Raw genomic sequence first — 13,393 nt, forward strand, 5'->3', positions numbered from 1 at the left:
CACGCGGCGTCGATGGAGGGCAGATTAAATTGAAGCTGCCGCCTTGATAATTGGGCTGAGATTCGCTTTAATCATGCCACCATGGAACAAATCGGACTTGAACGACTAACAGGCTTGATTGCCTTCGCGCGAGCTGCTTCGCTCGGCAGCTACACAGCGGCGGCGCGGGCGCTGTCGGTTTCGCCGTCGGCGGTCAGCAAGAGCGTGCAGCGGCTCGAACAGCACTTCGGGCTGCGACTCTTCAGCCGGACCACGCGCTCGCTCACGCTGACCCCGGAAGGCCGCGACCTGCTCGAGCGCGCGCAGCGCCTGCTGCGGGAAGCCGAAGACATCGAGCAGGCGGTAGTCGCCGCCCGCGCGGAACCCGCCGGCACCATCAAGGTCACCGCACCGCTGCCGGTTGGCGTTCATATCCTCGCGCCAGCGCTGCCCGCCTTTCGCGCGCGGTATCCAAAGGTCAAAGTCGATATGCGCCTCGGCGATCAGTATGTGGACCTCATAGCGGAAGGCGTCGATATCGCCATACGCGCTGGCGACCCCGGCGATTCGCGGCTGATCTCGCGTCACCTTGCGCCGCACCGGCTGTGCACGTTCGCATCGCCCGACTATCTGCGTCGACGCGGCGAGCCCCGGCATCCGGACGAGCTTCAGGCACACGAGTGCGTGAATTTCCGTTATCAGAGCACCGGTCAGGAAGCGCGCTGGCCGTTCCAGACGGGCAAGAGCGTGCTGGAGATTGCGCCGGACGCGCCCATTACCATCGACGTCAGCGACGCGGTTGCTGCGGTGCTGGTGGCGGGCGGCGGCATCGGCCTTTCAGCGACGTATATCGCGGCGCCGTATGTGAAGCGCGGAGAACTGGTGCCGGTCATGTACGAGTTCGCGCACGCCCGCTTTCCGCTGACGGCGCTATGGCCGGAGAGCCGGCGCGGCAATCCGAACGTGAAGGCGTTCGTTGCGTTTCTCGCCGAAATCTTTCCATCTCCGGCTCCGTGGGACCAGCACATCGAGGCAGTTGCCCGCGCGCGCAGGCTTGACCGCGGACGGTAACGTCCGTCAATCGAATGCCGGCGCTTTCCCAAGCGCCATTGCCATCGCCTGCAATGCGACCAGGTAACCATTCGCACCGAGACCGCAGATCACGCCCGTGGCTGCGCGCGAAATCAGCGAGTGCCGATAGGTTTCGTCGCGTTTGTGAATGTTGGTGATGTGTAGCTCGATCAACGGTTGCTGGATAAGTTTGACGGCATCGAAGACAGGCACCGACGCAAACGAAAAGCCCGCCGGATTGATGATCACTGCGGCGTTGCGCTCGAACGCCTCCTGCAACCAGTCGACGAGCGTCGCTTCGCTATTGGTCTGGCGGAAGTCACATGTCAGCGCCAGTTGCTCAGCGAGCGCCTCGACCCGCTGCTGTATCTGCGCAAGCGTAGTCGCGCCGTAGAGATGCGGCTCGCGCTTGCCGAGCATGTTCAGGTTCGAGCCATTCAGCACATAGACGAGGTCAGTCATTATCGGTTGCCTGTTTCATAAAAGCGGAAGTTGCGTGGTGCGTGACGCGTGATGCGAAGACGCGACGGGCATCAAGTGTGGCGCCCGTTGCCGATGCCGGCCGACACATAATCCGAATCGCCCGTCACTGCGGAAGTGGAATCGGTGCGATTCATGTCGATGCCGAGCGTTTCGCGCGCCGTCAGGATCGCGATCAGCGAAATGACGTTGAACGCGACGCATACGGCCACCACGCCCCACGGCGAACCGTGGCAAACCGAGAACAGCCACACCGCGAGCACGGGCATCGGACCACCTGCGATGAGGTTCGCGCCGGTATATGCGAGGGCCGAACCGGAGTAGCGCACGTTAGTCGGGAAGGCTTCCGCGAATGCGACCGGTTGAATGCCGCTCTGGAACTGCGTGAAACCCAGGAAAAAGCCCATGGCCGCAAGCATCGGCAGGAAGCTCTTCGTGTCGAGAATCTGGAAGTAGACGAACAGCATCAGCAAGGTCGCCGTGGAACCGATGGCGAGCGCCTTGCGGCGGCCGATCCGGTCGCTCAGCATGCCGCCCGCGAGCGCTCCGACAATCGCGCAGACGTTCGCGCCCATCAACAGCAGAAAGCCGGTTTGCTTCGGGATGGCAAGCGTCTTCGTGATGTAGCTGAGCGAGAACACGACGATCAGATAAAAGATCGCGGCCGGTCCGCAGAAGAACAGCATCCAGCGCAGCACGGTCCGCCAGTGCAGACGCAGCGCGTCACGCAGCGGACTGCTCACATGCACAACTTCCGTCTTGCGCAGCTCGACGAAGGCCGGCGTCTCGCTGACCTTCAGGCGGATATATACGCCGACGATCACCAGCACGAAGCTCAGCACAAACGGTATGCGCCAGCCATACGAGTCGAACGCGCTCGCCGACATCGTGGAGGCGAGCAGTAGCAGCACGCCGTTGGCCATGATCTGACTCAGCGGTGAGCACAAGCCCAGCAGGCCGGAATACTTGCCGCGGCGATCCGCGCTGGCGTGTTCGATGGCCATCAGCTGCGCGCCAGTCGATTCGCCACCCAGCGCGAAGCCTTGCAGAATGCGCAGTACGACGAGCAGGATCGGCGCCCATACGCCGATGCTGGCATAGGTCGGCAGCAAGCCCATCAGCATCGACGCCAGACCCATCACCGTGACCGTGCCGAGCATCAGGTTGCGGCGCCCGAGCTTGTCGCCAAGGTGTCCGCAGATGATCGCACCGAGCGGACGCGCGGCCAGACCTACGCCGAACGTAGCCAGCGAAGCCAGCAACGCGGAAGTCGAGTCCATCGACGGGAAAAACAGTTTGGGAAGTACCGTTGCGGCCAGCGCGCCGTAGAGCGTGAAATCGAACCACTCCAGTGCGGTGCCGACTGCGGCGGCGGTTACCGCGCGCGTGCGCATCGCCGCGGACGAGCTGTGTTGTGCGTCATGTGCCATGTTGTCTCCTTGACCTGCCGCCGTGCGAAACATGCCGTGCGGAATATGGCGGAAGCGCGGACGGTTGCCGCCGTCCGCTGCTCCCGCGCTTTATACGTTGCTGTTTGCCGGGACTCCGGGTGCTCCGGGAATCTCGTGAACCAAGATTAGCATTGGTAGTTGGGACGCTATTCCAGGGTGGAATTCCGTTTCATAGCGTGCAATCATTCGACTTCACCGCACTCCGCTAAAGCACGCGGATCTCTGGAGATAGATAATGCCCGGCGTCACAGAACGCACCATGGCGGTCCTTGAATTTCTGGCCACGCAGATGGAAGGCACACCGCTCGCACTGATCGCGGATGAGCTCGATATTCCGCGCAGCGCGTGTCACCGCCTGCTGGTCGATTTGAAGAATTGCGGCTATGTGCGGCAGTTGCGCGAGCACGGCGACTATGTGCTGACCACCAAGCTCGTCGGCTTGGGGTTGGGGTATCTCGCGACATCGGGGATCGTGGATATCGCGCAGACCGTCCTTGATCGCCTCGCCGAAAAATCGGGCGAACTGGTGCGGCTTGCAATCGTCGACGGCGACAGGCTGACGTGGGTCGCCAAGTCGCAAGGCGCATTGAAAGGCCTGCGCTACGACCCTGACATGGGCATGGACACGATCCTGTCGTGCAGCGCCACGGGCCACGCGTGGATGATGACGATGACCGACGAGCGAGCGCTGGAACTTGTCTCGCGGCAAGGCTTCGGGCAGCCCAAACAGTACGGCCCGAACGCGCCGACTACAATTGCCGGCTTGTTGAAATTCGTTCACGCCGCGCGCGAGCGCGGCTATGCAACCATCAACGAAGTGTTTGCGCCCGGCATGACGGCGATGGCCGCGCCCGTCCTGCGACGCGGTTATCCCGCCATGGGTGTGATCAGCATAGCGGGACCGCTCGTGCGGCTCGACGAGAAGCGCATGGCGAGCCTCGGCTCGACGCTAATCGCGGCAGCCGCCGAACTGGCGGCCGCAAGCCACGCATCGCCACTATTCGATCGCCGACGTTAATGGCGTGACCGGCGCAGCCGCTCTCGCGCTTCGGCTCAACGCGGAATGAGCCGCTCGGCCTTGAGCCGGTCGAATAGTTCGAAGAATGCGTCAGGCGTACTCTGATAATCGAGGAATCCGGCCTTGCGGCTCTTCGTCATATCGGTCAGCACTTCCATTGGACGCCCCAGATCTGCGTCTGTATGCCACCATGACGCGAGCTTGCCGATATCGCTTTCGCGCAGATCGAACTGTGCGGCAATGTCGGACCATTGCTTGCCCGCATCGTGCATGCGGTTTTCGAGCGGACGCACGACGCCGTCAAACGGTGCCGCTTCCACGCCGAAGTATTCCGCGAGTCGCGGCCACAGCCATTTCCAACGAAACACGTCGCCGTTGACCACGTTGAAGTCTTCATTGCGCGCATTCGGCGATGTGGCGGCCCATTCGAGATGCCGTGCGAGAAGGCGGGCGTCGGTCATGTCGGTGAGACTTTCCCATTGCGCGGCGGAGCCCGGGAAGACGAACGGCTGACCGGTGTGTTTGCACAGCGTTGCATAGACGGCGAGCGTCATGCCCATGTTCATCGCATTGCCGATCGCGAAGCCGATGATCGTGTGCGGACGATGCACGCTCCAACTGAAGCCGTATTGCGCGGCGGCATCGAACAGGCGGTCTTCCTGCTCGTAGTAGAAGTTATCGACGTTCTGACGTCCCTGCTCCTCGCGAAACGGTGTTATGGGCACGGCACCCGTTGCATATGCCTCGAACGGACCGAGATAGTGCTTGAGCCCTGTAACCAGTGCCGCGTGCCGCAATGTGCCCGTCGTACCGAGCGCGTCCAGCACATGCTGCACCATGCCGCCGTTCACGCGGATGTTCTCCTGCTCCGTGGCTTGCCGCGCCCACGCGGTGAAGAACACATGGGTGAAAGTCTTGCCGGCTAGCGCCGCGCTAACGGATTGCGCGGAGGTCAGGTCGGCGGTGGTGGCTTCTATGCCGGGCGGCACGGCCGTGCGGCCGCGCGAGAGGCCCGCCACGTTCCAGCCGGTCGAGCGCAACTGGTTGGCAAGATTGCTGCCGACGATACCGCTTGCGCCGATGATGATTGCGCGTTTTTCCATGAGAGAGATAGCCAAGTAAGTGAATTCCTGTCGACCCGGGCGGGTTCTGCGACCGGCCGTTACGGCCTTTACCGCCTTTACCCGGGAATGAAGCGCGTCTCCTCAAAACCCGTTCGAAGCCGTCGAACGACCATTGCTCAGGCGGCGCGCCGTTTGAAGCATAGTTGCAGCAAGCGGCGGACCGCGCATATCACGGCGCCCGCAAGGCTGAAGTAAGGCGAGTGCGGACGCGGGACCCAATCGTCAAAGCTGCGGATCGAGTAGCGCGACGGTGCGTTCCAGCAGCTTTTCGGCGAGCGGACGACGGCGCCAGTCCTCTAGCGTGATGCGTTTAGCGTGAACGACGTCGTTGTCGAAAATCGCCGTCTGCTGGCGCGCGAAGTCGCGATCGTAGATGTTGAGATTGGCCTCGTCATTGAGTTTGAACGAGCGGCTGTCGAAGTTAGTCGAGCCGACCGACACCAGAAACTCGTCTACTACAATCAGCTTGCAGTGGAACATCGTTGGCTGGTACTCGTATATCTCGACGCCTGCCTCCAGAAGGTCGCCCCAGCAGGCTGAGCTGCTGAACATATGCGCGAGACCGTCGCCCGCGGCGTCGATCTCTGGAAAGTATGGCGAGCCGTGCAGCACGTTACCGGTTGCCTTGACCCAATTGTCCATGAAGACAGCCTGCATCTGTCCGACCGCCGGGCCTGCGACGCGAAAGTGCGTGTCGCGCCAGTGCTTCTCGTCCTGCGCGTGACCGGTCCATTCGTCGGCGATACCCACGCCGCCCGTATAGCCGATGCGTCCGTCGATCACGAGCAGCTTGCGGTGCGTGCGATCGTTCATGCGGCCGAGGCCCGTCCAGTGCGGCTTGTGATACTGGATGACTTCGGCACCCGCATCGCGCAGCATCTGTAGATAGCGCTTATCCATCTTCGACGAGCCGACCCAGTCGAGCAGTACATGCACTGCGACACCCGCACGCGCCTTCTCGGACAATGCATGCGCAATCTTTTCGCCGATCGCGCCGGACCAGTAAATGAAAGTCTCGAAGGTGATCGTGTGCTGCGCCGAGAGGATGCCTTCCATCATCGAAGGAAAGATCTCGTCGCCGTTCACGAGCACCTGGAAGTGATTGCCCCCGATAACGGGCGGCCCAAGCAGCAGCCCCATTGAGCGGGTGAACTGAGGATCGTCGCTCGCGTAGAGCCTTTCGATCTTGTGCTCGATCTTCTTCTCGCCGCTCGTCAGGTTCGCGACTACAAGCACGACGACGAGCGTTACCGCGACCGTCAGGATAATCAGGGCAATCGTCGGCATGCGCGGGCCTCCGTAGCGGACGTTCGTCCGGAACCGTAAGTGTACGGGCGTTTTGGGCGACGGATGAGTCAGCAAGCGCACGATATTGCCTGTGCGTCGGCAGAGGAGTGTGGAATCCCGCGCGACGATTGGTGCGACCTTGCCTTTGATCGCGGAGTTCACCGAACCTGGCCGATTGTGGTGAACAAGTCGGCGCTCAAAGTCGAGTTGGCTTGCCCAAGCGACGACCGGTTGCGAAACGAAGGCCTCTATTATCGAGCGATACGCACCTGCGCGAGAACCAGCGTTACAGCCCACAGCAGGAACGCGGCCATGCTGAACGCAAAGCCAAGCGTGCAGACGCCGGCCCAGCCCGTGCGCGTATATACGTAGGTAGAAGCTGCCGCGCCGAGACCGCTTCCCGCCGAATAAAAGAGCATATAGCAACCGACCAGGCGACTTTGTGCTTCAGGCCGAAGCCTGAAGATCATGCTCTGGTTGATGACATGAACCGCCTGGCCACCCATGTCGAGCAACACGATGCCCGCGATCAACGCCAGCATGCTGTGTTGCATGAAGCCAATCGGTATCCACGACACGAGCAGGCACACGAGCGCCGCCCCGGTAGTCCATTGTCGAAGGCCGCGATCGGCAAGGCGCCCGGCTCGGGCTGCGGCCAACGCCCCGATCGCACCAACCAGCCCGAAGGCGCCGATCTGCGTATGCGACATAGCAAACGGTGGTGCGCTGAGCGGTAATACAAGAGCGCTCCAGAAGGTGCCGAATGCCGCGAACATCAGGAGCCCGATCGTGCCGCGAACCTGTAGAACCCGTTCCGACACAAGCAGGGTAACCATCGACCGTAGCAATTCCGGGTAGCTCATTTTGACGGGGTTCACGCGTGGCGCCGGCAACGCGATCCGCAGCACGATCAGCATGACGATTGTCAACAGCCCCGATATCAGATAGACCGACCGCCAGCCGAGCAGATCGGTAATGAGGCCCGCGAAGCAGCGAGCCATCAGCAGACCGACCACCACCCCGCTTTGAGCCGCGCCGACCACCCGGCCGCGCTCCGATTCGTGCGCAAGCGCCGCTGCGTATGCAATGAGTCCTTGCGTCATGGCGGTACCGAGCATGCCGACTCCGACCATGCCGATCATCAGCATGATCGGCGAACCCACCATTCCGGTCATGGTCAATGCGGCGGCCAGCAGTATCAGTTGCGCACAGATCAAGCGTTTCCGGTTCATGAGATCGCCGAGCGGGACGAGAAGCAGCAACGCCAGCGCGCAACCGAGTTGCGTTGCGGTGATCACCCCGCCGACCGCGGCCTGCTGGATGCCAAAGTCTGCGGCAATCGCGTCGAGAAGCGGTTGCGCATAGTAGACATTGGCGACGCTCATCGCGCAACACGCTGCGAGGAGTAGAACCAGCGCTGCCGGTATGGCGTGCCGCACCTGAACCTCGCCTGACTTGGGCCGGTCCGTCACAACGCACCGTGTGCATCCAGAATCCATGTATCGCCCTTACGCAAACTGATGTGTAGTTGCAAAATAAAACTAGATGAAGTGTATTCACGCTTGTTTTAAAATGCAACTGGTTCGAGCGTGGCGGAGTTTTTCACCTCTTCGTGTGGCGCGCGGGCTGAACGATAACGGCTGGATCAAAAGGAGGTGTTGCAGATGGCTGCGCGTAAGAGTCTTGCGGATTCGTCATGCCCGGTTGCACGAGCACTTGATATCGTAGGGGACCGGTGGGCGCTGCTGATCGTGCGTGACGCATTCGACGGCGTGCGCCGTTTCGGGCAATTCCAAGAGAGCCTGGACATTGCGCGCAACATCCTGACCGACCGGCTGCGGCGTCTCGTAGTAGCGGAAGTGCTTGAAGTGGTCGCCGCATCTGACGGTTCCGCATATCAGGAGTACATCCTGACGCCGAAGGGTGAAGCGCTCTTTCCGGTGATCGTCACGTTGCGGCAGTGGGGCGAAGGCAACTTGTTCGGACGCGGCGAAAAGCGCTCGCAGTTGATCGACCGGGCGAGCGGCAGACCGGTGCCTAAGGTGACACTGCGCAGCGCGGATGGAGAGGCGCTGGCGCCAGCTGATACCTTCGTGAAGAAAGTCGCGGTGCGGGTCTAGCAGGTGACCATACCGCTGGGGCCGGCGGCGATAGTCGTGCGACGGTGGCGACTCTGGTTACCTCAATGACGCGAAACGAGTTCGACACGCACAGATAGCGAAAAGTGTTCACCATGCCGAGCCACGAGACGCCGGCACCGTTGCACGCTCTTGTAAGCACGTCATCACGATGTGCGATGCACACGCCGCAGAAAGTCGAGCGTCAACGTGGCGATCTCGTCAGTCGCCTCCTCGAGCGCGAAGTGGCCCGCATCGAGCACATGCACTTCCGCGTCCGGAACATCGCGCTGGTAAGCATGCGCGCCCGACACCGTGAACGACGGATCGTATTTGCCCCACGTCACGAGCGTCGGCGGCTGGTGCTCCCGCAACCAGGCCTGCCAGCGCGGATAGGATTCCAGATTCGTGCGGTAGTCGTAGAAGAGGTCGGTCTGGATCGCAGCCTGTCCGGGGCGCGCCAGAAAGTGTTGCTCGTCGCGCCAGTTGTCCGGATCGTAGCGTTGTGGATCGGGACTCGTGCCCACGTGGCGCAGCTTCAATGCATCCGGCGACGCGAGATTGAGCCATAAGCGGTCTTCGTGCTGGGCGCGGTCTTTCCAGAACGCTTTGCGCGTTTCCCACAACGGTCCGAGCCCCTCTTCATGCGCGACAGCGTTCTGGACCACGATGCCGGTCACTTTCTCCGGTCTCGCCATCGCAAGACGGAATCCCACCGGGCCGCCGTAGTCGGCCATGAAGAGGACATAACGATCGAGCTTGAGCGCGTCGGTGAACTGTTCGATGGATCGCGCGAGATTGTCGAACGTGTACGCGTAGCGATCCGGCAGGGGAGCTTCGCTGTTGCCGAAGCCCGGATAGTCCGGTGCGATCAGATGAAACTCGCGCGCGAGAAACGGCATCAGCGGTTCGTACATGCGCGAGGATGACGGAAAGCCATGCAGCAGCAGAACAGTCGGTGCATCTTTCGGGCCGGCTTCGCGATAGAAAATATCGACGCCATCCACGTTGACGGTCGGATAGCGGAAGGTAGAGCGGGTTGCGTCCATGGTTGGTCCTCCAGTCTGAGAGTACGGTTTCAGGTCTGATGCTCGCTTGCGGGTGGTGCGGGCGGTGCAGGTTGTGCGGATGCCGGCGTCTGCAGCGCATGCAGAGCACCGGCCGCCACGGCGAACAGGGCGGCGGCGACACACACGCCCGTCCAGTGTCCATGCGCCCACGCCGGTCCGGCGAGCAGCGCGCCGATTGCGCTGCCGACGAAAAAAAGTCCAGTGAAGAGGCCGTTCACGCGGCCGCGCACATGCGGGTTCAGCAGGTTGACCGCGCGGCGCCCCAGCGCCTGATCGCCGATCACGCCGAGGTCGAGCAGCAGTGCAGCGACGACTAGCAGCGCCAGCGAAGCGGCAGGAGACAAGCGGTCGCTTCCTCCGAGTAGCGCGATTCCGGCCGCGAACGCGACGATCGTGTGGAAGGCGATCGTGCTTTGCCGGTCGAAACCTCGATCGCCGAGGCGTCCCGCAACCGGCGCGATGATCGTGCTGCCCGCGCCGGCGAGCGCGAACAGCCCGATGCCGGTATGACCGAGGCGAAGCGGCGCGCTCGCGAGCTTCAGTGCGACGCTGGTCCAGAACAGGTTGAACGACACCATCAGCAGGCCCTGATAGAGCGCGCGGCGCCGCAGCACGGGCTCGTCGCGAATCAGATGCAGCAGCGAGCCGATCAGGGCCGCATACGAGCTACGGTGCACTGGACGCCGTTCCGGTACATGCGTCCAGAGCCACGCGGTCATCGTTGCGAGCGCGGCAGCGTCGATTGCATAGTAGCTGCGCCAGCCGAACGCGCTGGCGATCAGACTCGCCGCCGGCCTCGACAGCAGCACGCCGAGCATCAGCCCGCTCATCACGTCGCCGACCACGCGACCGCGATCCGCCTCCTGCGCCTGCGAAGCGACTACCGGCACGAGCATCTGGATTGCGCTCGACGTCAAGCCGACGAAGAACGACGCGATCAGGAATGCTACCGGCTCGCGGGCGGCGGCGACCACGGTCAACGACACCACCTGCGCGCCGAGTGTCGCGATGATGAGCCGGCGGTTCGGCAACAGATCGACGAGCGGTACCAGAAGCAGCAGCCCGGCGGAGTAGCCGGCGAGCGTAAGCATGGTCACGAGGTTGGCCCACCGGCCGAGTCCCACCGAGGTGGCGAGATCGTTGACCAATCCCTGCGACGCGTACAGACCCAGTACCGCGATGCCTACGGCAATCGCATAAGGTCGCGTAGAAATGCGCGCCGACGCCGCGACGCCGGCTGGATTCAGTTCATTCGCTGACATGGACATGCGCTCCGGCAAAAAACCATGCTCTGAATGCTACCCGCGCATTCGTGATAGATAATCAGGCTGCAAACTGACTCTTTCTCCCATAAAAATGGATAATGGATCGTTACGCGACCTCGAAACCTTCGTCGCTATAGCGGAAGAGGGCAACCTTACTGCCGCTGCACGAAGGCTCGACAAGTCGTTGCAGGCGGTTAGCCGCTCGCTGCAGGTGCTGGAGCGCGAGGCAGGCACGCTGCTCGTCGCGCGTACCACCCGTCAGTGTCGGCTCACCACTGCAGGCGAGAAGTTCTACGCGCGCATCAAGCAGGTGCTCGGCGATCTTGCGATGGCGCGCGCTGAACTCGCCGACTACGCGACCGCCGTGTCGGGGCGTTTGCGTATCTGCGGTCCGACGCTCTTCGGTCCGCGCTATATCGCGCCGCTGCTGGCGGCGTTTCTCGAGCGCTATCCCGAACTCACGGCGTCGCTGGATCTTTCCGAGGAGTACGACGACCCCGCGACGACCGGTGCGGACGTCACAATCCGTATCGGTGAGACGCCTGACTCGAATCTGATCGCGCGGCGGCTCGGCACGATCCGTCGCGTGACGTTCGCCTCGCCTGCTTATCTGGAAGCGCGCGGGCGTCCGGCGCGGCCTGCGGATCTCAAGCAGCACGATTGCGTGGTGCGTTCGGCGCTGCCGGAGGCCTCGCTGTGGCGTTACCGCAGCAAACGCGGCGAGGACGAGTCGGTGCAGGTGCGCGGCCGCTTCGAAAGCAACAGCACGGCGGCGCTGAACGACGCGGTAGCGAGTGGTCTCGGCATCGGCCGGGCCGCGTACTGGCAGATCGGCGACCTCGTGCAGCAGCGCCGCGTGGAACTTGTTCTGACCGACTACGAACTGTCTCCGCTGCCGTTGCAGGCGCTATGGCTACCCACGCGGCGTCTGCCCGCGCGCACGCGTCTGTTCGTGGAGTTTCTGGCGGCGCGGCTGGAAAGCGTCGCCTTATAGTACGGCGGCGCCGATCAGGCAATCAGCCTTGTGCCTTCCGCAGCCGTTAGGCTAGTCTCGTACGAGCACCAGATGGATTTTGCACTTCGGGAATAAAAGTGACACGCCGGCAGTCTGCTGTTGGTCGGTCACACTTTGCCGTTACAGCAGGGATTCCGAGAGATGGCCGATCCGATTACCGTGCAGCGCTTCGAGAAGCTCGTGTTAGTTCATATGAATTCGGCCTTCAACGTTGCGCGTTGGCTCACGCATAACGACCAGGATGCACAGGACGTGGTCCAGGAGGCGTACCTTCGCGCGTTCAGGTTCTTTGGCGGATTTCGCGGGGATGACGCGCGCGCGTGGCTCTTGAGCATCGTGCGTAATACCTTCTACACGTGGTACCTCCAGAACCGGAGTCACACGGCAGATACCACGATGTTCGAGGAAGAAATGCATAGCCTCGAAACCGGCGCCGCTGATCGGGACGACGGTCCGGAAGCCGTACTGATCCGCAGCCAAAGCCGGAAACGGGTGCACAAGGCATTGCAGAGTCTGAGCCTGGAGTATCGCGAAGTGATCGTGCTGCGCGAACTGGAAGACTTGTCGTACAAGGAGATTGCGGCCATCGTGGGCATTCCGATGGGCACTGTGATGTCTCGCCTCGGGCGCGGGCGCCGGCAACTCGCATTACTGCTCGCACCGACGGATGAGGAGGCATGATGGATCACGAACAGGCGTTGCAACTGCTGCCAGGCTATATCGACGAGGAACTGAGCCTGTCGGAGTCGCTTGATTTCGAACGCCACCTCGCAACCTGCGAGGAATGCCGACGGATTTACGAGCAAGATCGTCAGGTCAACGCGCAGCTCAGGCAGGCGGATTTGCGCATGGATGCACCGCCGGAGCTGGTGAAACGGATCAAGGCTGCGCTGCCGGGGCCCCCCTCGCTCTGGCAACGGCTGCGCGATCGGTTCGGCGGGCGGTCCGCGGGCCGGTCGCTCGGTTGGTCACCGGTTGGCGCGATGGTGTTGAGCATTGTCGCGCTAGTGGGAGGCGCGAGTCTGTTCGTCGCGGCGCCCTCCGGCGAGACGCGCCTGACGGAGGAACTCGTCGACAGTCATGTTCGCTCATTGCAGGTCAACCACCTCTCCGACGTGATCTCAACGGACCGGCATACGGTCAAGCCCTGGTTCGACGGGAAGCTCGATTTCGCGCCGCCAGTAGTCGACCTCGCGCAGCAGGGGTATCCGCTGATCGGTGGCCGGCTCGATTATCTTAACGGCCGGTCGGTTGCGGTGATGGTGTATCGCTACAAGTTGCACCCGGTCAATCTTTACGTGTGGCCAGGTAACGATGCAGGCGCTCCGCCGCCGCGCATTTACGAGGAGAAGGGTTATCACGTCGCCCACTGGAGCGTCGCGGGGATGAATTACTGGGCGATCACCGACGCCGGTAAAGCGGAACTGAACGGCTTCATAACGACTCTGCTTGCGCATCCCGCTTCGTAGCCGCAGCGCTGCACGCGCGTTGTAATCGCAGGGGCGCGACGGAATCC

The 13,393-nt window shown here is 62.4% G+C and carries 13 protein-coding genes; 6 read left to right on the plus strand and 7 right to left on the minus strand.

Features of this window, described 5'->3' with window-relative positions:
• Positions 1–81: 81 nt before the first annotated feature.
• A complete protein-coding gene (locus JMY24_RS26680) occupies positions 82–1,050 on the plus strand; it encodes a LysR family transcriptional regulator (protein WP_128597673.1) in 969 nt (322 codons plus the stop codon).
• A gap of 6 nt (positions 1,051–1,056) precedes the next feature.
• Here JMY24_RS26680 and JMY24_RS26685 read toward each other — a convergent pair whose 3' ends face one another.
• Both JMY24_RS26685 and JMY24_RS26690 read right to left on the minus strand, forming a co-directional pair.
• Positions 1,057–1,512, minus strand: coding sequence for a type II 3-dehydroquinate dehydratase (locus JMY24_RS26685; RefSeq protein WP_128597674.1), 456 nt, complete (start codon positions 1,510–1,512; stop codon positions 1,057–1,059).
• 71 nt (positions 1,513–1,583) lie between these two features.
• Positions 1,584–2,960, minus strand: a complete 1,377-nt coding sequence (locus JMY24_RS26690; RefSeq protein WP_128597675.1) for an MFS transporter — start codon at positions 2,958–2,960, stop codon at positions 1,584–1,586.
• Between the two features lie 256 nt (positions 2,961–3,216).
• On the opposite strand from JMY24_RS26690, the gene JMY24_RS26695 reads away from it, so the two are divergent.
• Entirely contained in the window at positions 3,217–3,999 is a 783-nt protein-coding gene (locus JMY24_RS26695; RefSeq protein ID WP_128584264.1) for an IclR family transcriptional regulator, read from the plus strand.
• A gap of 35 nt (positions 4,000–4,034) precedes the next feature.
• Here the strand turns inward: JMY24_RS26695 and JMY24_RS26700 are convergent, their stop codons facing one another.
• From JMY24_RS26700 to JMY24_RS26710, 3 genes are all read right to left on the minus strand, one after another.
• A complete protein-coding gene (locus tag JMY24_RS26700; protein WP_128597696.1) occupies positions 4,035–5,102 on the minus strand; it encodes an SDR family oxidoreductase in 1,068 nt (355 codons plus the stop codon).
• 243 nt (positions 5,103–5,345) lie between these two features.
• Positions 5,346–6,410: a phospholipase D-like domain-containing protein gene (locus JMY24_RS26705; protein ID WP_128597676.1), complete on the minus strand. Its 1,065-nt coding sequence runs from the start codon at positions 6,408–6,410 to the stop codon at positions 5,346–5,348.
• Between the two features lie 251 nt (positions 6,411–6,661).
• Positions 6,662–7,909, minus strand: a complete 1,248-nt coding sequence (locus JMY24_RS26710) for an MFS transporter (RefSeq protein ID WP_167375353.1) — start codon at positions 7,907–7,909, stop codon at positions 6,662–6,664.
• 165 nt (positions 7,910–8,074) lie between these two features.
• On the opposite strand from JMY24_RS26710, the gene JMY24_RS26715 reads away from it, so the two are divergent.
• Positions 8,075–8,530, plus strand: coding sequence for a winged helix-turn-helix transcriptional regulator (locus JMY24_RS26715; protein ID WP_128597677.1), 456 nt, complete (start codon positions 8,075–8,077; stop codon positions 8,528–8,530).
• Between the two features lie 164 nt (positions 8,531–8,694).
• On the opposite strand, the gene JMY24_RS26720 is transcribed toward JMY24_RS26715, so the two are convergent.
• Together JMY24_RS26720 and JMY24_RS26725 are read right to left on the minus strand one after the other, a co-directional pair.
• Complete coding sequence (locus tag JMY24_RS26720) at positions 8,695–9,576, minus strand: alpha/beta fold hydrolase (protein ID WP_128597678.1); 882 nt, start codon at positions 9,574–9,576, stop codon at positions 8,695–8,697.
• Positions 9,577–9,605: 29 nt separating this feature from the next.
• Positions 9,606–10,859, minus strand: coding sequence for an MFS transporter (locus JMY24_RS26725; RefSeq protein ID WP_128597679.1), 1,254 nt, complete (start codon positions 10,857–10,859; stop codon positions 9,606–9,608).
• A 94-nt stretch (positions 10,860–10,953) separates the two neighbouring features.
• Here JMY24_RS26725 and JMY24_RS26730 point away from each other — a divergent pair, with 94 nt between their 5' ends.
• The 3 genes from JMY24_RS26730 to JMY24_RS26740 all read left to right on the plus strand — a co-directional run bounded on the left by JMY24_RS26730 (position 10,954) and on the right by JMY24_RS26740 (position 13,346).
• The gene (locus JMY24_RS26730; RefSeq protein WP_128597680.1) at positions 10,954–11,856 is read left to right on the plus strand and encodes a LysR family transcriptional regulator; all 903 of its coding nucleotides are present in this window, start codon (positions 10,954–10,956) and stop codon (positions 11,854–11,856) included.
• A 162-nt stretch (positions 11,857–12,018) separates the two neighbouring features.
• Entirely contained in the window at positions 12,019–12,558 is a 540-nt protein-coding gene (locus JMY24_RS26735) for a sigma-70 family RNA polymerase sigma factor (protein ID WP_128597681.1), read from the plus strand.
• Positions 12,555–13,346, plus strand: a complete 792-nt coding sequence (locus tag JMY24_RS26740) for an anti-sigma factor family protein (RefSeq protein ID WP_236597520.1) — start codon at positions 12,555–12,557, stop codon at positions 13,344–13,346. Before JMY24_RS26735 ends, JMY24_RS26740 begins: the two co-directional genes overlap by 4 nt.
• The last annotated feature ends 47 nt before the right edge of the window (positions 13,347–13,393 follow it).

The organism is Paraburkholderia kirstenboschensis (assembly GCF_904848585.1).
Classification (GTDB): Bacteria; Pseudomonadota; Gammaproteobacteria; order Burkholderiales; family Burkholderiaceae; genus Paraburkholderia; species Paraburkholderia kirstenboschensis.